This is a genomic window from Microvirga sp. RSM25 (assembly GCF_044784385.1).
In the GTDB taxonomy this organism is placed as follows: Bacteria; Pseudomonadota; Alphaproteobacteria; order Rhizobiales; family Beijerinckiaceae; genus Microvirga; species Microvirga tunisiensis.
This window is the reverse complement of the sequence record NZ_CP173039.1, coordinates 2,444,732-2,462,507: the sequence shown is the minus strand read 5'-3', so window position 1 is coordinate 2,462,507 and position 17,776 is coordinate 2,444,732. Positions and strand designations below refer to the sequence as shown.

The 17,776-nt window shown below is 62.8% G+C and carries 15 protein-coding genes and 1 pseudogene; 8 read left to right on the top strand and 8 right to left on the bottom strand.

The annotated features are described in order from the left end of the window. Positions 1–2: 2 nt before the first annotated feature. The 5 genes and pseudogenes from manD to ACD578_RS11610 all read left to right on the top strand — a co-directional run bounded on the left by manD (position 3) and on the right by ACD578_RS11610 (position 4,473). Positions 3–1,211 carry a D-mannonate dehydratase ManD gene (gene manD, locus ACD578_RS11630; RefSeq protein ID WP_404293196.1) on the top strand — a complete coding sequence of 403 codons (1,209 nt, stop codon included), beginning with the start codon at positions 3–5 and terminating at the stop codon, positions 1,209–1,211. 12 nt (positions 1,212–1,223) lie between these two features. Continuing rightward, positions 1,224–2,378: a mandelate racemase/muconate lactonizing enzyme family protein gene (locus ACD578_RS11625; RefSeq protein WP_404293194.1), complete on the top strand. Its 1,155-nt coding sequence runs from the start codon at positions 1,224–1,226 to the stop codon at positions 2,376–2,378. Positions 2,379–2,438: 60 nt separating this feature from the next. Further along, positions 2,439–3,002: pseudogene (locus tag ACD578_RS11620) on the top strand (NAD-dependent epimerase/dehydratase family protein); the annotation flags it as partial. A 29-nt stretch (positions 3,003–3,031) separates the two neighbouring features. Beyond that, positions 3,032–3,331, top strand: a complete 300-nt coding sequence (locus ACD578_RS11615) for a hypothetical protein (protein WP_404294069.1) — start codon at positions 3,032–3,034, stop codon at positions 3,329–3,331. Positions 3,332–3,621: 290 nt separating this feature from the next. After that, positions 3,622–4,473: a DMT family transporter gene (locus ACD578_RS11610; protein ID WP_404293192.1), complete on the top strand. Its 852-nt coding sequence runs from the start codon at positions 3,622–3,624 to the stop codon at positions 4,471–4,473. Between the two features lie 12 nt (positions 4,474–4,485). Here ACD578_RS11610 and ACD578_RS11605 read toward each other — a convergent pair whose 3' ends face one another. The 8 genes from ACD578_RS11605 to ACD578_RS11570 all read right to left on the bottom strand — a co-directional run bounded on the left by ACD578_RS11605 (position 4,486) and on the right by ACD578_RS11570 (position 13,141). Further along, positions 4,486–5,484: an ornithine cyclodeaminase family protein gene (locus ACD578_RS11605; protein WP_404293191.1), complete on the bottom strand. Its 999-nt coding sequence runs from the start codon at positions 5,482–5,484 to the stop codon at positions 4,486–4,488. Further along, positions 5,481–6,335, bottom strand: coding sequence for an alpha/beta fold hydrolase (locus ACD578_RS11600; protein WP_404293189.1), 855 nt, complete (start codon positions 6,333–6,335; stop codon positions 5,481–5,483). The genes ACD578_RS11605 and ACD578_RS11600 overlap by 4 nt, the downstream gene beginning before the upstream one ends. A gap of 127 nt (positions 6,336–6,462) precedes the next feature. Further along, positions 6,463–7,221, bottom strand: a complete 759-nt coding sequence (locus tag ACD578_RS11595; protein WP_404293187.1) for an ABC transporter ATP-binding protein — start codon at positions 7,219–7,221, stop codon at positions 6,463–6,465. Beyond that, entirely contained in the window at positions 7,218–8,180 is a 963-nt protein-coding gene (locus tag ACD578_RS11590; protein WP_404293185.1) for an iron chelate uptake ABC transporter family permease subunit, read from the bottom strand. The genes ACD578_RS11595 and ACD578_RS11590 overlap by 4 nt, the downstream gene beginning before the upstream one ends. Continuing rightward, complete coding sequence (locus ACD578_RS11585) at positions 8,173–9,102, bottom strand: ABC transporter permease (RefSeq protein WP_404293812.1); 930 nt, start codon at positions 9,100–9,102, stop codon at positions 8,173–8,175. The genes ACD578_RS11590 and ACD578_RS11585 overlap by 8 nt, the downstream gene beginning before the upstream one ends. Positions 9,103–9,242: 140 nt before the next feature. After that, positions 9,243–10,178: a siderophore ABC transporter substrate-binding protein gene (locus ACD578_RS11580; RefSeq protein ID WP_404293183.1), complete on the bottom strand. Its 936-nt coding sequence runs from the start codon at positions 10,176–10,178 to the stop codon at positions 9,243–9,245. A gap of 45 nt (positions 10,179–10,223) precedes the next feature. Beyond that, on the bottom strand, positions 10,224–10,985 hold the full coding sequence (locus ACD578_RS11575; RefSeq protein ID WP_404293181.1) for a siderophore-interacting protein: 762 nt from the start codon (positions 10,983–10,985) through the stop codon (positions 10,224–10,226). A gap of 62 nt (positions 10,986–11,047) precedes the next feature. Then, positions 11,048–13,141, bottom strand: a complete 2,094-nt coding sequence (locus tag ACD578_RS11570) for a TonB-dependent receptor domain-containing protein (RefSeq protein WP_404293179.1) — start codon at positions 13,139–13,141, stop codon at positions 11,048–11,050. A gap of 352 nt (positions 13,142–13,493) precedes the next feature. Here ACD578_RS11570 and ACD578_RS11565 point away from each other — a divergent pair, with 352 nt between their 5' ends. The 3 genes from ACD578_RS11565 to ACD578_RS11555 all read left to right on the top strand — a co-directional run bounded on the left by ACD578_RS11565 (position 13,494) and on the right by ACD578_RS11555 (position 15,957). Further along, the gene (locus ACD578_RS11565; RefSeq protein ID WP_404293177.1) at positions 13,494–14,960 is read left to right on the top strand and encodes a glycosyl transferase family protein; all 1,467 of its coding nucleotides are present in this window, start codon (positions 13,494–13,496) and stop codon (positions 14,958–14,960) included. A 142-nt stretch (positions 14,961–15,102) separates the two neighbouring features. Next, positions 15,103–15,615, top strand: a complete 513-nt coding sequence (locus ACD578_RS11560) for a CopG family transcriptional regulator (protein WP_404293175.1) — start codon at positions 15,103–15,105, stop codon at positions 15,613–15,615. A gap of 186 nt (positions 15,616–15,801) precedes the next feature. Then, positions 15,802–15,957, top strand: a complete 156-nt coding sequence (locus tag ACD578_RS11555; protein ID WP_153885280.1) for a hypothetical protein — start codon at positions 15,802–15,804, stop codon at positions 15,955–15,957. The last annotated feature ends 1,819 nt before the right edge of the window (positions 15,958–17,776 follow it).

Sequence of the window (17,776 nt, the reverse complement as noted above, 5' to 3'; positions counted from 1 at the left end):
CGATGAAAATCACCGACGTCAAAATCATAATCTGCTCGCCGGGGCGCAACTTCGTCACCGTCAAGATCTTTACGGACGAGGGGCTGACCGGAGTCGGCGACGCGACGCTGAACGGCCGGGAGCTGGCGGTCGCCGCCTATCTGCGGGACCATCTCGCACCGTTGCTGATCGGCCGCGACCCGAGCAGGATCGAGGACATCTGGCAGTATTTCTACAGGGGCGCTTATTGGCGGCGCGGTCCGGTCACCATGGCGGCGATCGCCGGCATCGACACCGCGCTCTGGGACATCAAGGCCAAGGCCGCCAACATGCCGCTCTATCAGCTTCTCGGCGGCGCGAGCCGCGAGAAGGTGTTGTGCTACACCCATGCCCAGGGCCGCGACATCGCCGAGGCGGTCGAGGCCGTAAGCCACCGCAAGGAGCAGGGCTACAAGGCGATCCGCGTCCAGGTCGGCATTCCCGGGCTCCCGGACGTCTACGGGACGGGCGCGAAATCGGTGACCAACAACGCCCTCGACGATGCGGTCCCGCATGAGGAAACCTGGTCGACATCGAAATACCTGCGCTATGTCCCGGAACTCTTCAAGGCGGTGCGGGAGGCCCACGGCTGGGACATCGAGCTTTTGCACGACACCCATCATCGCCTGACGCCCATCGAAGCGGCGCGGCTCGGCAAGGACCTGGAATTCGCGCGTCTCTTCTGGCTCGAGGATGCGGTGGCCGCCGAGCACCAGGAGGGTTTCCGGCTGATCCGCAAGCACACCACCACCCCGCTCGCCGTCGGAGAGGTGTTCAACACCATCTGGGATGCGCGGCTTCTCATGGAGGAGCAACTCATCGACTACATCCGCATGACGACCGTGCATGCGGGCGGCGTCACGGCGCTTCGCCGCATCATGGATTTCGCGAGCGTCTACAACGTCCGCACTGCCTGCCACGGAGCGATGGACATGTCGCCGATCTGCCTCGGCGCCAACCTCCACCTCGACCTGTGGGTCCCCAATTTCGGCATCCAGGAATATTCCGGCTATCTGCCGCAGATCCTCGAGGTCTTCCCGAGCGCCTGGAGCCTGTCCGACGGCTACCTGCATCCGGGCGAGGCCATCGGCCATGGCGTCGATATCGATGAAAAGCTGGCGGAAAGATACCCATATCAGCGCGCGTATCTCCCGGTGAACCGTCTCGAAGACGGCACCCTGTGGCATTGGTAATTCGAGGACACGATGAAGATCACCGCGATCAAGAGCTACGCCGTCAAGGTCGGCATCCGGAACCAGCTTCTGGTGAAGGTCGAGACGGACGAGGGCATTTTCGGCTGGGGCGAGAGCGGCCTATCCGGCCGCGAGAAAGCCGTCGTCGGCGCGCTCGAGCATTATGCCGAATTCCTGCGCGGCCGCGATCCGTTCAAGATCGGTGCCTTGTGGCAGGAGATGTACCGCAGCCAGTATTTCGAGGGCGGCCGTGTGCTGCAGGCCGCGATCTCGGCCATCGACATCGCGCTCCACGACATCAAGGGCAAGGCTCTCGGCGTACCTGTGTACGAGCTCCTCGGCGGCAAGCAGCGCGACCGCATTCCGACCTTCGCGACCACCTTCGCGGAGCCTGGTCCGGCGATGATCGAACAGGCGCAGATGCTGGTCGAGCGTGGCTGGACGGCCATGCGCCTCTCACCCTCCGGCCACGAGCACAAGGACATCTACGAGCCGCGTGAGCATATTGCGACGACCGCGAAGTGGTGCGTGAAGGCCCGCGAAACCCTTGGCGGCGATATCGTCCTCGGCATCGACTATCACCATCGCCTCAGCGTCGCGGAGGCCGCGAGCTTCTGCCAGAAGATGCCGTCCGGCACCCTCGACTTTCTCGAGGAGCCGATCCGCGACGAGTCGCCGAGTTCCTACGAGGCGCTGCGTCGCCTGACCGACATTCCCTTCGCCATCGGTGAGGAATTCGCGTCGAAATGGCAGTTTCAGCCCTACATCGAGCGCGATATCCATCAATACAATCGCCTCGATGTCTGCAATGTCGGCGGCCTGACGGAATCGATGAAGGTCGCCGCCTGGAGCGAAACCCATTACGTCGACATGATGCCGCACAATCCGCTCGGGCCCGTCTGCACCGCGGCGACCATCCATTTCTCGGCCGCCGTCCCGAACTTTTCCTGGCTCGAAACCCGCGCGAGCCCCGCGGAAACGCATCTCGGTTTCGACAACTCGGACTTCTTCCCGGTTCAGCCGCGGTTGGCAGGAGCGCATTATGTCGTTCCCGATGCGCCCGGTCTCGGTATCGAGGTCAACGAGGAACTGATCGCGAGGCAGAGCTTCGAGTTCTGGGAGGCGCCGCATCTGAGGAGGCGGGACGGCTCGGCGACCAACTGGTGACAGCCGACGGCGGCAGGGTGATACTGCCCATCGAACATCATCACGGAGGGCCGTTCGATCATGACTTCCTTGAAACCGGGTCGCTCCGTCCTCGTCACGGGCGCGGGAGGCAATCTCGGCCAGAAGCTGATCGCTCATTTCTTGGCACAGGACTGGTGCGAGCGGATCGTCGCACTCGATCGCTCGACGCCGTCATCCGTGACGCCCGCGGATCGGGTGCAATGGGTCGCGGGTGATCTTGCGGATCCCTCCGACGTGCGATGGCACGAGGCCCTGGCCGGGGTCGATGCTGCGGTGCATTTCGCAGCCCAGAATCCGTATCCCGACGCGCCCTGGAGCGATGCCAGCGCGTCCTTCGACATGACCCTGGCCCTGCTGGCGGCGGTCGGCCGGGCCGGACTGCAACGGATCGTGTTCGCCTCATCCAACCACGTGATGGGGCAATACAAGGACGCGCCCCTGGCCGATGGCCTGACGCCCGGCGCCTTGACGACGTCCCTGCCGCCGGGGCCGGGGACGCGCTGGTTCAACGGCCGGGAGATGCTCCAGGGCTTTGCCTATGCGGCGTCCAAGCTGATGGGCGAGCGCGCCTGCCTCGCCGAGGCGCACCGGTCGAACGGCAGGCTGACCAGCGTCTGCGTTCGGATCGGCTGGTGCCAGCCGGGGAGAACAGGCCGGAGACGATCAACACGTCCGGCCTGCCCGGCGAGGAAACGAATGCCGGCCCGGACACCGAGCGTGATCTGCGGTGGTTCCGCAACATGTGGCTCTCGAACCGGGACTTCGCGGCCGTCATGGAACGGGCGCTTCTCGCCGATGCGGAAGCCTGGCCGCAGCCTGGGATCGTGGTCAACGGCATGTCGGCCAATCGAGGCATGCCATGGGATATCGAGACCACCTGCCGGCTCATCGGCTACGAGCCGCAGGACGATATCTGGGACCATGTCGTTTGAGGCTCTGTTTGGATTTAGGAAGCAAGGCCCCTCGAGCCTTATGTGCACAAGCCCTGGATGTCATAGGCGGGCTTGTCCCGGTCATCCCGATCCGATGAGCACAGCGCTTCAACCAAACGAGATCACCGGCACAAGGCCGGTGATGACGAACGACGTGAAGAGCACTGGCCCCAAGGCCCGTGGGAGCATGGCAGGCCTTCCGACGCGGCATTTGTGGTGCAGGCTGGGGCCGAGTTATCCATCATCATGACTCTGCGTGATTTCTCCCTGATGCTCATGGTCTGCCTCCTGTGGGCGGCTCACACGGTGGTGAGCAAGATCGTCGTCTCGGACATGGCGATACCGCCATTGTTCTATGCGGCCATCCGCTATGGCATCGTCGCCATGCTGGCACTGCCCTGGCTCCTGCCCATGCCGCGACCGACCTGGCGCATCCTTCTGGTCGGGTTCCTCATGGGGGAGGCGGCTTTGCTCTCTTCTTCCTGGGCATCCGGACGGCGAGCCCGTCGAGCGCTGCCATCGTGTCGCAGCTCGGCCTGCCGATCACGACCCTTCTGTCGGTCGCGATACTGGGAGAGAAGGTCTACTGGAAGCGCGGCCTGGGCATTACGCTGACGTTCGTGGGCGGCGTGCTCGTGATGTGGGATCCCGCCGGCGGCTTTCCGATCTCGGGCGGCCTCGCCCTGATCCTGGGATCCGCGGCCGCCGGCTCGCTGGCGGCCGTGATGATGAAGCAGATGGAGGGCGTGCAGCCGCTGCGGTTCCAGGCCTGGATCGGCCTCGCTTCCGTGCTGCCGCTGACCTTCCTCACCGCGAGCCTCGAGGCCAACCAGATCCCGCGCGCGATGGAGGCCGGCTGGACCTTCCTGGCGGCTCTGCTGTTTTCAGCCCTGATCGTGTCCCTGGTGGCCCACACCATCTATTACGGGCTCATCGGAAAATACCCTGCCAACCTCATCGCGCCCCTGACCATCATGAACCCGCTGATGACCGTGGCGCTTGGACTTCTCATCACGGGGGATCACTTCGACCTGCGAATGGGGATCGGCACAGGCATTGCGCTCTGTGGCGTCCTGATCATCACTCTGAGACGCAACCACGTCATGCCCCTGGCGGCCCTCGTGTGGGATCGCCAGCGGTAGCGCTCGCTCCGCTCAATCCAGCGATGCCTCGACACCCAGGCCACGGGCCTTCGCCTCATGCCAGCAATGGGTTGCGCAGGCGAGGTCCTGCGCGGCGATGCCGAGCGAGCGGTAGAGCGTGATGTCGCTGGCCGCCTCACGCCCTGCCGCCTTGCCTGCAAGAACCTCGCCGATCTCGGCCAGCACGTGCTCACGTTGGATGCGGCCGCTCTCGAGCGCATGGATGACTTCGCCGGCCTGCGCGAAAGTGGAGGGCCGGTAGTCGACGTAGAGCCGGGAGCGCGCCACCATCTCCTCGTCGATCTCGCGCTTCGAGGGGATCGAGGCGCCAACCACGTTCAGATGGGTGCCCGGCGTCACCCACTCGCCCATCAGGATCGGCTCGGGCGAGGACGTGACCGTGCAGACGAGGTCGGCTCCCTCGACGGCGGAGCGAACGTCGTCGAACACGCTGACGGCGAGGCCGGGATAGCGTTCAGCGGCATGGGACGCGAAGGCATCCGCCTTCTCGCGCCGCCGCCCGACCATCCGCACCTCCCGGATTGAAGGCCGCACGCAGAGCATGGCCTCGAGGTGATGCTCGGCCTGTTCGCCGACCCCGACCATCGCGAGCGTGCCGCAATCCGGCCGAGCGAGCGCCCGCGTCGCCACCGCGCTCGCGGCGGCCGTGCGCACTGCGGTCAAAAGCCCGGCATTCATCATGGCGATCGCCGAGCCGTGCTCCGGCTCGAACAGGACGATCGCTCCCTGATGGGACGAGTATCCGGCATCGGGATTTCCGGGGAACAGGCTCACCAGCTTCACGCCGAAGCATGCCTCGACCTGATCATTGCCCGGCAGGAAAGCGCCCGGCATGACACCCATCATGTTGGGGGCGCCGACATCGATCGCCGATCGCAGCGGCAGGTTGGCCGCGCCGGCTGAGACCGCGATCATCGCTCGCTGGACGAACTCGATGGCGTCGGTCATCGGCAGGAGCGACCGGATTTCCTTGTCGGAGAGGATGATCATCGCGCGCGCATTTCCCCTTTGCCCCAGCCGTCACCCGTGACGGGCAGGCCGAGCTGCTCTTCGAGCAGCGCCACATAAAGATCCGGTCGCACGACATAGGGAAAGTGTCCACCCCATTCGAAGCGATAAGCCACTGACGGGTTCAGCCGCGCACGCACGGCATCGCGCATCTGCGGCGGGATCAGCGGGTCGTCGGTGCCCTCGATCGTCGCAATCCGTTCGCGGGGCAGAGCGAGCGGCGGCAATTCGGGCCCGCGCTTCAGCGCATTCAGCCGCGTGCGGAGCTCCGGCTCGGGAATGCGCCCGGCCACTTCCGCCATCAGAAGGTCGATTACCTCCGCCTGTTCAGGATGCGCCTCGCGCCAAGCGCCGAGACCGCGGCCGAACCCCGCGCGGATCTCCTCGATCGGGGCGTTGTCGAGGTCCGAGGAATAGGGCGGGCGGGTCGCGACATTGGCGACGGAATGCAGCGTGTTGGCCGCGATGAGCCTCTCGGTGAGATCCGGGTAGGTCGCGGCGAAGTACTGTGCCACGTATCCCCCGAGGGACGAACCGAGCACGGTGACGCGCCCAAGATCGAGCCTGCCGCACAATTCTGCGAGATCGCTTGCCCACTCGATCACGCCGCCGCTCCTGGGATAGGTGACGGCGACGATGCGGGCGCGGTCCTTCAGCGCCTCGATCTGCTGCCAGAAGATGTCGGCGCGGCCAAGGGTGCCGGGGATGAGCAGCAGCGCCGGTCCTCGGTCGCCCGCCTGCACGTATCCCCATTCGAGGCCGCCGATGGCGATCCGCTGTTCGGGATGGAGTTTCGCGAAGCGGTCGCGGTCTGCGATCAGACGGTTGGGCATGCGGACGGATCCTCCACTTTCGGCTTGGCGCGCGCTCCTCTTCGGGGACCGCGCGTATCGCCGGAAGGCGCAGTGTACACGAAACCGAGGCGCTGCAGGCACAAGTGCTGGTGACGGTTCCGGGGGCTCAGAGATAATAGTTCGAAATTCTGTGGCCGCGGACGTCCTGGATCTCGACGTCCATGTCGTAGACGGCGCGAATGACAGGCCCGGTCATGATCTCGGCCGGGGTGCCATGATGGACGACGGCACCGTCGCGCATGGCGACCAGATAATCCGAGTAGCAGGACGCAAAGTTGATGTCGTGCAGCACGAGCACGATCGTCTTGCCCAAATCGTCGGCAGCCCGGCGCAACAGCCTCATCATGCCGACCGCGTGCTTCATGTCGAGGTTGTTCAAGGGCTCGTCGAAGAGGACATAGTCGGTGTCCTGGCAGAGCACCATGGCGACGTAGGCCCGCTGCCGCTGGCCGCCCGACAACTCGTCGAGAAAGCGGTCGGCCAAAGGCTCAAGATCCAGGTACCCGATTGCCCTGGCGGCGTGGGCGCGGTCTTCCGTCGTGAGGCGGCCCTTGGAATACGGATAGCGACCGAACTCGACCAGATCCCGGACCGTCAGACGGGACGATACCCGGTTGTCCTGCCGGAGAATGGACAGCCGTCTGGCAAGAATGTCGGACGGCGTCCGCGTGACGTCGAGTCCGTCGACCGTCACCGTGCCGGCACTCATGGGCAGAAGGCGGCTGATCATCGACAGAAGCGTCGATTTGCCGGCGCCGTTGGGGCCGATGATGGAGGTGACGCCGCGCCGGGGAAGCCGCAGCGACACGTCGCGCACGACGATGGCGTCGCCATAGGCCTTGCTGACTTTGGAGATCTCGATCAACGGGCCGTTCCTCTGATCAGGAGGGCAAGGAAGACGATTCCGCCCACGAATTCGATAACGATGCTGAGCGCCGTGTCGAAGGCGAAGATCTGCTCGAGAGCGAGCTGTCCGCCGACGATGCAGATGATCGCGAGCAGGCTCGCGACAGGCAGGATGAAGCGGTGCTTGTGGGTTCCGGCAATTTGATACGCCAGATTGGCGACGAGAAGCCCGAAGAAGGTGACGGGTCCGACGAGAGCCGTGGACACGGAGACGAGGACCGCCACCAGCATGAGCACGACACTCGTCACCCGGTTGTGGTCGACGCCTAAGTTGACGGCGGTCTCGCGACCCAGAGCCAGCACGTCGTAAGTGTGCATGAGCCGCCAGCCGATGACGGATACGGCGGCAACGGCTGCAGAGGAAACAGCCAGCAGGTTGCCATCGACGCTGTTAAAGTTCGCGAACAGCCGGTCCTGCAGCACGACGAACTCGTTGGGATCGATGATCCGCTGCATGAAGCCGGACAGGCTGCGAAACAGCACGCCGAAGACGATGCCGACGAGAAGGAGGAGATGAAGGCTGCGGCTGCTGCCGGAGAACAGCCAGCGGTAGAGTACGCTGGACAACGCCATCATCGCGGCGACCTCGATCCCGAACAGCAGGCGCGGATCGAGGGCCGCCAAGCCGGCCGATCCCAGGGTGAAGATAAGGCCGGTCTGGATCAGGACGTAGAGGGCGTCGAAGCCCATGATCGAGGGCGTCAGAATCCGGTTGTGGCTCACCGTCTGGAACAGCACGGTCGAAACCGCGATGGCATGGGCGACTAGGACCATGGACAGGACCTTCATGCCGCGGAACGGGAGGATGAAATCCCACCGTCCTTTGGCATTCAGCGTCATGAACAGCACGACCACCGCCGCCGCGACGGCAGCGAGGATCAGGAGCACGCGGATCGGTCGCAGGTCTTTCTTACGCAAGGCGCTCGCGCCCTTTGAGCAGAAGAACCAGGAAGAGGGCACTGCCGACGATTCCCATGATGGTGCCGATGGGAAGCTCGTAGGGGTAATACACGACGCGGCCGACCACGTCGCAGGCCAGCACGAGGCCCGCGCCCATCACGGCGACCCAGGGCAGGGCGCGGCGCGTGTTGTCGCCGATCATCATGCTGACGACGTTCGGAACGATCAGGCCGAGAAACGGCATCATGCCGACCGTGACGACGATGGTCGCCGTGACCATGGACACGATGATCAGGCCGAAGGACACGATGCTGCGGTAATGCAGGCCGAGATTAGTGGCGAAGTCCCGTCCCATCCCGGCCAGGGTGAGCCGGTCGGCGGCCGCATAGGCCAGAAGGGTCAGGACAAGAGTCACCCACAACAGTTCGTAGCGGCCGCGCAGAACACCGGAAAAGTCCCCGGTCGTCCAGGCATTCAGAGACTGCGTGAGGTCGTACCGGTAGGCGAAGAACGTGGTGATCGCGCTGATGATGCCGCCGAGCATGATGCCGACCAGCGGCACGGTCAGGACAGAGCGCAGAGGCACGAGGCGGAGGATCCGCAGGAACAGGGCCGTTCCGGCGAGCGCAAAGGCTGCGGCCACCAGCATCTTCCCGATCACCGGGAAGTCAGGGGCGAAGAGCGTAACGACGAGAAGTCCGAGACTCGCCGACTCGACCGTGCCCGCCGTGGATGGCTCGACGAACCGGTTCTGGGTCAGCATCTGCATAATCAGTCCGGCCACCGCCATGGCCGTGCCGGCCAAGATGAGGGCAACGGTTCTGGGAATGCGGGAAACCACGAGGATCTGGACGGCGCGCTCTCCCTCCTGAGGAGAGAAGAGGGCGGCGAAGGACAGATCGCTCGCGCCGATCAGCAGGCTGATCAGAGCCAGGATCATCACGGCTGCCAGGGCAGGAAGGAGGAGTCTCACGTTCGCTCGGGGGCTTCAGGCGGGCCTTGGCCCGGCCCGGGGTTCCACATGCAAAAGCGGATCGCTCAGGGAGCGACCCGCAGTCGGTCCGTATCCGGAAAAGCGGCTTACTTCTTCGTCACGGCCTTGGCAATCTGGTCGACGCTCGCTTGCAGAGCCGTGGGCCCGCCGCCGACGAGATACCAGTTGACCGGATCGAGATACACGACCTGGCCCTTCGTCCAGGCCGTGGTCTGGGCCACAAGCTCGTTCTCCAGCACCTTCTTGGCCGCGCCGTTGCCCTGGCCGGTGACCACGTCACGGTCGATCACGAACAGCCAGTCCGGATTGGTCTTGAGGATAAATTCCGCCGTCACGGCCTGACCGTGGTTGGTGGTGGCCAGCCCCTCGACCGCGGGTACGATCCCGAACTCGCCGTGCAGCACGCCGAAGCGCGAGCCCGGTCCATAGGCGCTCATCTTGCCACCCGTCGTCAGCACCAGCAGGCCCTTGCCGGCCTTGGCCGCATCCTGCCGCAGGTCGGCCATGGACTTCTCGAGCTTCGCCAACTGGGCCTCGGCTTCCGCCTGCTTGTCGAAGATTTTGCCTAGGAGCTGGACGTTGCGCTTCACGCTGCCCAGGAAATCCTTCGGATCGACTGTCAGATCGATGGTGGGGGCAATCTTCGCCAGATCGGCATATTTCGCACTGGAGCGGCCACCCACGATGATCAGGTCCGGATCGGCCCCGTTGACGGCCTCGTAATCCGGCTCGAACAGAGTGCCGACCTTCTCGTATTTGTCCGAGCCGTACTTCGCCAGATATTCCGGGAACCGTGCGGTCGGGACGCCGGAGACCTCCACGCCCAAGGCATTCAGCGTGTCGAGCGAGGCCATGTCGAAGGCGACAACCTTCTTGGGCTTTGCGGGAACGGTCGTCGCACCCTTGGCATGCTGGATTGTCAGGTCCTGCGCATGGGCGCCGATCGTCAGAGGGGCAAGAGCAAGAGCCCCGGCGACAAGGGCTGCCAGGGGACGGGGGCAGCGGGCAGAGAAAGTCATCATCACTCCAATTCTCCGGTTATCGATCTTCCTTCGGCCTTCGGGAGCTCAGTCGTCCACGTGGTCGTGTCCGCCGATCCGCCCCGGACGCCAATAGCCTTCCGATGAGATCTGATCGCGGGCGAACCCGCGGGCCAAAAGGGTATGGCGCTGGCGGCGAACATTGCTGGTTTCGCCGATGATGTAAGCGTGGCCGTTGCCCGGTGGCAGGGCGAGATCCTGTAGCATGCCGTTCATCAACTCGCTCGGTCCGGCCGGTGCGCCATTGCGATGCACCCAGCGAATGACCGCATCCGCTTCGGTCTTCAGATCGAGCTCGCCATTCCGATCCTCGACCTCGATGAAGACGAACGCCTTCGCCCCGGCCGGCATCATCCCGAGGATATGGGCGAGGGCCGGAATGCAGGTCTCGTCGCCCGTCAGGAGATGCCAATCCGCATCCGGGCGCAGTACGGTGCCTCCACGCGGTCCGCGCGCCTCGATCGTATCGCCGGGCTTCGCCTGCCGCGCCCAGGCGGGTGCCGGCGTATCGCCGTGGAGAACGAAATCGACGCTGATCGTACCCGCCAGGCGGTCCATGCCGCGGATCGTATAGTCACGCCGTCCCGCCTCGCCGTCGGCCAAGGGGATCATCAGGACGATGGCCTGGCCCGGCTTGTAGGCGAACTCGCCGATATCCTCCGCCGTCAGGACGACGCGGCGCATGTTCGGTTCCACGTCGAAGCCGTCGACGACCCGAAAAGCCCAGCTCCTCAGTGGAGGCCGCTGGCGGGGCCTCTCGTGGATGTCCGGCTTGCTGTCCTGTATCATGCCTGTTCCTGTTCGCGGCTGTCGCGTGGCCGAAGCGGTCGGGGAGGGGCTTCTCCAGGGGGTTAGAAGGTCGCTGACATGCCGACCCAGAGACGGCGTCCTTCAACCACCGTGTCGTAATCGGTGGGCTCGATCTCCTTGTCGAAGAGGTTGTAGATGGCGGCGTTCAGGGCGAGCTGCTCGGTGAAGTTATAGGTGAGGCCCGCGTCCATCGTGGCGTAGGCATCGTATGTCCGGCCGGAGGCGCCGTTGATGATGACCGGCGTGCCGTTGGTTCCGATGCGTGCGCCACCCACGATTTCGGAACCGTGATAGTTCACCGCCGTCCATGTCGAGAGGCCCGCCACGGGCGTGACCCAATCCAGGCGCGCATTGGCCATGTGCCTTGGCGTGCGGGCGAGGGGGAAGCCGGCGAAGTCGCCGGTCTGCTGCTCGGAATCCGTGAAAGTGTAGCTGCCGCGGATCGAGATTTCGTCCGTCGCCCGCCAGCTGGCGGCCAGTTCGACGCCCTGGATGATCGCATCGTCGATATTGTAGCTGTACCACAGGCGATAGTTCGGATCTTCCGACCAGCGCACCGGATTGCCGGCATCGTCCAGCACCAGCGAGTTGCTGATCTTGTCCTTGAAGTCGGTGTAGAAATAGGTCGCGCTCGCGGTGAACCCGTCGAGATTGTCCCAGAGAGCCGCGACCTCGTAGCTCGTGCTCGTCTCCGCCTGGAGATTGGGATCGGCCAGGATCACGCCGCAGGTTCCGTTGGGACCGTAGGTGCAGCCGCCGCCGCCTGTGGTGTAGGCGTAACCCGGCGCGATCTGGCGGCTTTCTGGAGCCCGGAAGCCGGTCGAGACACCGCCTTTCAGGGTCAGGTTCTCGGTGGCATGCCAGACCGCGTAGCTGCGGGGGCTGTAATGGGCGCCGTAGATCTCGTGATAATCCATGCGCAAGCCGTTCGTGAGCGAGAAGGTGTCGGTCAGACGCCATTCGTCCTCTGCGAAGAGCGCCCATTGGTTGATCGTGAACGTCTCATCGATGCCGGTGCGCCGACCCGGGTTCTGGTCGTTCAGCGAGGCGTTGGACCATTGGCCGCCGGTCACCAGGGTGTGGTCGCCGAGAAGGTCGAAGGGAGTCGTGAACTTGCCGTCGACGATGGTGTTCCGGATCTCAGGCGAGCGTGGGTTCTTGTCGAAGGCGAACGTGCGCGGATTCTCCGTGTAGCTCCGGCGTTCCGCCCATTCCTGCAGAATGGAGAAATTCGAGGTCGTAGGGCCCCACCGCCCTTCATGAGTCAGCGACCAGTACTTACGATCGTTGTCGTTGTACGTGTCGTTGGCGGAGGTTTCGAGCGTTCCCCATTTGGAGGCGTTCCGGCGAATGCGCGTGAAGCCGCTTTCGACCATAAGGTCATGGTTCTCGTTGGGCGTGAAGGTCAGCCGCCCGCCAATGTTGCCCTCCCGTGCCCCCGTGATGCCGCTCAGGAAATCGTCCTCACTGCGACCGAAGCCGCGTCCCCAGAGCTGAAGGCCCAGCATGCGGTGGATGAGCGGGCCGCTCGTATAGAACGACCCTTGCGCCGAATTGCCAAAATATTGGTGCTGCTGGAGCGTGCCGTCAGCCGTTAACGAGGTCGTCCATTTGTCGGACACCTTCCGGGTGATGATGTTGATGACGCCGCCCATGGCATCGGAGCCGTACAGGGAGGACATCGGGCCGCGCACGACCTCGATACGGTCGATGGCCGAGACCGGGGGGATGAAGCTCTGCTCGAAGCCCGAATTGCCGTTGGTGCGGGCATCGCGCGTGCTTTGCCGCTTCCCGTCGACGAGGATCAGGGTGTAGGTGCCGGGAAGACCACGGATGAAGATGTCCTTCTCGTTGGCGACGCCGGTCACCGTGACGCCTTGCACTTCCCGCAGGGCGTCCGTCAGGTCACGGAACGAACCCTTTTCGAGCTCTTCGCGGGTGATGACGGAAATGCTCGCCGGCGCATCCCTCACGGTCTGCTCGAAGCCCGCCGCCGTCACGACCACCTGATCGAGGTTGATCACATCATCGTTACCCGCAGCCGCGTTGGTGTCGACAGCCTGCGCAATGGCGGCACTCGGGCCGAGGAGGAGAGCGGTCGACAGGCTGGTGCAGGCGAAGAGCGTGGTAAGCATTCGGCCCGTCCGGCTTCTCGCATCCTGCCCATGTCGCGCGGCGGATTTCGGCTTCTCGACACGGAGGGCGCGAGGTGTGTGGGCTGCAAGTCCTGTCCCGGAATCCTGCCGAACCGAGGCATCAATCCCTTCCATCTATCTCCAAGCCCCTCACATCACTGAACGATGAGGCAGCTACTAGGTTCGGCGGGAGCGCATGGTCAACGCCTATGTTTGAGACTCATTCTGAGTTCAGAAAAACGCAAGTTATAATAGCTCTAAAGTTGTCCTGTGCGGCTTGAAAGATCTACCGTAATGAGGAATAGCCACTCTGCCTTGTGAAATCGTCATGCGATTGTCCGGCGGTTTTTGAATGGGATCTGAAGACAGAACAATTGTGGCTCCTGCACCCGAAGAACCTTTCCTGAAGCTGGGTCGGCTCCGTCTCCTCTTGGCGCTCGACGCCTTGCTCATTGAGGGGAGCGTCAGCCGAGCCGCCGAACGGATGGGTATGGGTACGCCTGCCATGAGCAGGCTCCTCGGTCAGATCCGCGAAGTCTACGACGACCCGATCTTCATTCGCTCTTCCAGACGGCTCATTCCAACGCCGTTTGCCGAATCCATGCGCCAGCGCATTCGCGCTCTGGCGGCCGAGGCCGAGGCGCTTTTTCAGCCGCATGTGAGATCATCGGATGGCTTGATCATCGATCCGGCAGCATGGTCGGGAAGTCCCGTCATCGAAGCGGCGCCCTTAACGACGAGGCCGAGCATCCTGCTTGAGGGCGAGCCGCTTCCGGAGTCCTTTGCGCGCAAGCTCGCCGTCATCGGGAAAGCGAACGATGCACGAAAGCGGCTTGCAAAACATATCGCGACGATCGGAGCCGGGATCGGGCACAGCCGCCCTCTGATAACGAGCGAAGCGGAAGATGCATTCTCCACCATTCTCGAAGGAAGAGCGGATCCGGTGCAGGTGGGTGCTCTGCTCTCCGTAATGCATTTCAGGGGAGAGACTGCCGCCGAACTCGCTGGTTTTGCGCAGGCGGCCCGCACCCATATTGGAGCGACAGATCTAAGGTCATCCTCCGTCGACCTGGACTGGCCGGCTTACATCTCTCCGAAATCCAGAAGAATGCCCTGGTTCCTTCAGGCTGCATTGCTGCTCGCGCAGTCCGGCTACCGCATTCTTCTTCATGGCAACGATGGAGCCGATAACATTAAAGGCACGCTCGTGTCCGCGGCGCGGGCCATCGGCATACCGATCTGTGCAAGCCGTGCCGCTGCCGCCGATGCCATCGAAGAGCACGGGATCGCCTATATCCCGGTAGCGGCTCTGTCCTCGCAAATTCATAGTCTGCTGTCGCTCTACAGCGTGCTCGAGACGCGCTCATCGATCAATTCCCTGATGCCCCTTCTCAACCCGCTGGGTGCAACCACGAGCATGATGGGCGTCGTGCGCCCAGCCTATCGTGAACTGCATCGCGATGCTGGAGCACTTCTCGGATTCAGGAACATGACCATTCTCGGCGCAAGCCGTGACGCTGCCGAGGCAACACCCTTCCGCTCAAGCACACTCCTGCGCCTTGTCGACGGCAGAGCAGAGGATCTCTTCGTCCCCGCACGGCCGGAGCCCAAAGCCTATCCTCTGACCGGAATGACAGGTCTGGAATACTGGCGCGCCGTTTGGGCGGGCAAGGTACGCGACGAGCGCGTCACGGATATTGTTACTGCCACCGCCGCGACTGCACTTCTGTCACTGGCAAGAGGAAATGCAGGCCAGTATGAGACATGCCGGTTGCGGGCGAGAGAACTCTGGGATGCCCGACGAAAATGTACCCCCTGAAGGCGCAATGCTTCGGCAGGTGGGATAATCCACCAGATAGGTCACGCTGTCCCGCCGCCCAGCTCCATCGCTCGCTTTAACGATTGAGCGTTTCCTCTCGCGAAGCGTTAAGATGTTGGCCCTTTGAGATGCGATGGAGGGAATGATGGCTGTCAGACACGGATTGTTCGTTGCTCTGGTGTTGCTCGCCGGAATCGGAGGCGCAGTCATGGCACCGGCCGGTGCCGCCGCCTTTACCTGCCCTGAGACCACCGCCGCAGGCGCGCCTGGAACGGCTCTCTCGCTCAGCGATCTGTACTCGGGAGCCAACGACGTCACTGCGGGTAATCGGCTGGGGGAACTCATGACCGATCTGCGCAGGAGCGGGATGAAGCCTGCACTCATCGTCGACCACCTGATTGGCGCTTATTGTCCGCTTGTCGCCGCCGACGGCACCCTCTCGGACCAGCAGAAAGCCGACCGGGTTCGTCGGTTTGCGCGTTTGGTGACGGGGCTGGCCTATGTGCCGACGAATCCCGATGAGGTGGATGTTCTCGTTCAGACGGCCTTGACACCGGATCTGCTCAGACAAATCGACGAAGCAGCGGGACGGGCTGGAGTAACGCGTGACGAATGGATCGAACGGGCGATCGACCGTCAGCTGGCGAATCCGTGACCTGCCGGTAGAATCGCCGGCGGACACGCGATGGTGCCGCTCGTCGTCGGAAACGCTCTCACGTCAGGTCGCCCGAATACTGAATCGTCGGAAGCGCCGTTCGGAATGGCGCCGCACGTTGTGTGACTTTCATCGCAGAGCGATCCGCTCCTTCCGGTTAACATCGACGTAATTCAGGAGGTCGGCATGTGGGTCATCTCTCATATCGTGTTCGCGTATCTGCACTTCGTTCCAGGCGGTAATGGCGGCTGGACGCAAAGTAACGATTATCCTCGGTTCTCGACGGACGACCGTCGAGACGTCGCGATCCCATTCGAAGGCTATTGGCGGCGCGTGAGCTAAGGGATGGCAAGCCGATCGGCTCAACAGGGCATCGCTGGACGATGATTGACGATGCCGGCTGGAAGCCCTGCAGAACGAGATCCTGATCCTTCCTGCGAGAATGCAGACCTGTCAGATCTGTCTCAACAACCTGCGATGCATTGTAAGATGTCCCACGAGATCGCTGCGCAACGGCAATTCGATCGTGGATCGGAGCCGATATGTCGCGATGCACATCCCTGGCGAATACGATCTTGGGAACAGTCGCGCGTGATCTTCACGTGATTTCAGCGCCCCATGGTGAGAAATCTCGACTGAAGGACCTGATGGTTCAGGTCCCGCTCTTATTGACGATCGACAACAGTTTCTTAACCGTTCTTTCTCGGCAGAAGTCCAGCTTTGACATCCGCTGCCGTGACAGCCTTGCGGAATACGGCTTCGCGAAGGTAAATCGAGTCGAAGACCGATTTAGAATTGCCTTTCCGGATGGATACGAACGGCTTCCGATTGTGCTTCATGATATGCTCCCATGTCAGGATAAGATCTTTGTATCCCGAAACCCGCTGGAGGACTGTGGCCGCCGTCACAGTTCGGAGCAGGGATCTACCTTCCGCTCGAGTGGGATAAGGCTCAGAGTTCGGCGACCGACCTGTCGCGTTGTCGATCTGGCACTGTGACGCCGGGCACAGATCCCGGTGCGGCTCTTAGGGCATGAAGATTCAATCTGAATTCTCGACACCCAGGAGTGGATGCCATGGACAAGTGCAGGCGTTACTGGACCCGCTACACAATTACGATGACATTGTCGCGCAAGGTTACAGATCCTTCGAAGCGTAGAGTGTTGATCCGGGAGGCGTACGTCTGGCTTCAGCGGTATTTCGATGCCGAGGAGCAGGAACTTGCCCGACGGAGCATCGTTCTGGCGCAGAGGTGACATGACTTAACGGAGCAGGGGTTTCTTCCATCGTATCCTGCAGTGCTGGGTCGCCCGCTGGCGCATCGTTCGGAGCGAAGAGCGGATCCGCGTTCGGATTCCATGCCCTGGTCCGATGGAAGTGCGGCCTCGCCATCGGGCGGCGCAATACGGATCAATCCTTTCAACGACAAACCCCGGCATCAAAGCCGTATCGACCGATTTCGGACATTGCTTCGTCGAAACCTGCGCTTCTGAACGGAGAGCCCGATGGTCAAGGCCTCTGAGCGGCCGGACCATCATGGTCATCATTGTCGGACAATGACTATCGCCGGTGTGATGGGAGCAAATACCCTGACTGATTGGTTTATCAGGCCATGAGCAATTCAATATTGATGCTCTGGCCGAAGAGATGATTCCACTCGCGTGGAATCATCTCTCCTTGGTTTGTCGCATTTCTGATGACGAACTGGATCCACTCCACCGAAAAATGTTCTCGCGCCAAGTATTACCAGCGGTGATCCCGCACGACCGGACGTGGACGATGGTCCCGCACGATTGGACCACGAGAGGTGTCGGTCACAACCACGCCCCCGGGATAGGCGTCAACAGGACGACGATGGTCTCGCACAACGGGGGCTGGCCTGTCCCATAGGTCCCCGGGACGTGTGGTGACCCGAGGGTCGCACGCTGAGGCACTCGTAGCGCCATATCCGCTCAAGAGTATGAGGGACAGCACGGCACCAACCCGCGCCCGATAAGTCTTTGTCATATTCAATCTCCTTTGAAAGGGCCATTGCACCCTCCAACCATACACAGAAGGACAGCCTGCCAATGTGAGGCCCATCACAGAGGTAAAAGTGAACGGACCGATGACGCCGAAGATGCTGACGATCCCTGAAACCTAGAAGGCAAGGAACTCCGTAT

Excerpts from the sequence above, each read along its gene's own strand:
- manD (WP_404293196.1), top strand. The coding sequence starts at position 3 with ATGAAAATCACCGACGTCAAAATCATAATCTGCTCGCCGGGGCGCAAC.
- ACD578_RS11625 (WP_404293194.1), top strand. The coding sequence starts at position 1,224 with ATGAAGATCACCGCGATCAAGAGCTACGCCGTCAAGGTCGGCATCCGG.
- ACD578_RS11605 (WP_404293191.1), bottom strand. The coding sequence starts at position 5,484 with ATGATCATCCTCTCCGACAAGGAAATCCGGTCGCTCCTGCCGATGACC.
- ACD578_RS11600 (WP_404293189.1), bottom strand. The coding sequence starts at position 6,335 with ATGCCCAACCGTCTGATCGCAGACCGCGACCGCTTCGCGAAACTCCAT.
- ACD578_RS11585 (WP_404293812.1), bottom strand. The coding sequence starts at position 9,102 with ATGATCCTGGCTCTGATCAGCCTGCTGATCGGCGCGAGCGATCTGTCC.
- ACD578_RS11580 (WP_404293183.1), bottom strand. The coding sequence starts at position 10,178 with ATGATGACTTTCTCTGCCCGCTGCCCCCGTCCCCTGGCAGCCCTTGTC.
- ACD578_RS11575 (WP_404293181.1), bottom strand. The coding sequence starts at position 10,985 with ATGATACAGGACAGCAAGCCGGACATCCACGAGAGGCCCCGCCAGCGG.
- ACD578_RS11570 (WP_404293179.1), bottom strand. The coding sequence starts at position 13,141 with ATGCTTACCACGCTCTTCGCCTGCACCAGCCTGTCGACCGCTCTCCTC.
- ACD578_RS11565 (WP_404293177.1), top strand. The coding sequence starts at position 13,494 with ATGGGATCTGAAGACAGAACAATTGTGGCTCCTGCACCCGAAGAACCT.
- ACD578_RS11560 (WP_404293175.1), top strand. The coding sequence starts at position 15,103 with ATGATGGCTGTCAGACACGGATTGTTCGTTGCTCTGGTGTTGCTCGCC.
- ACD578_RS11555 (WP_153885280.1), top strand. The coding sequence starts at position 15,802 with ATGTGGGTCATCTCTCATATCGTGTTCGCGTATCTGCACTTCGTTCCA.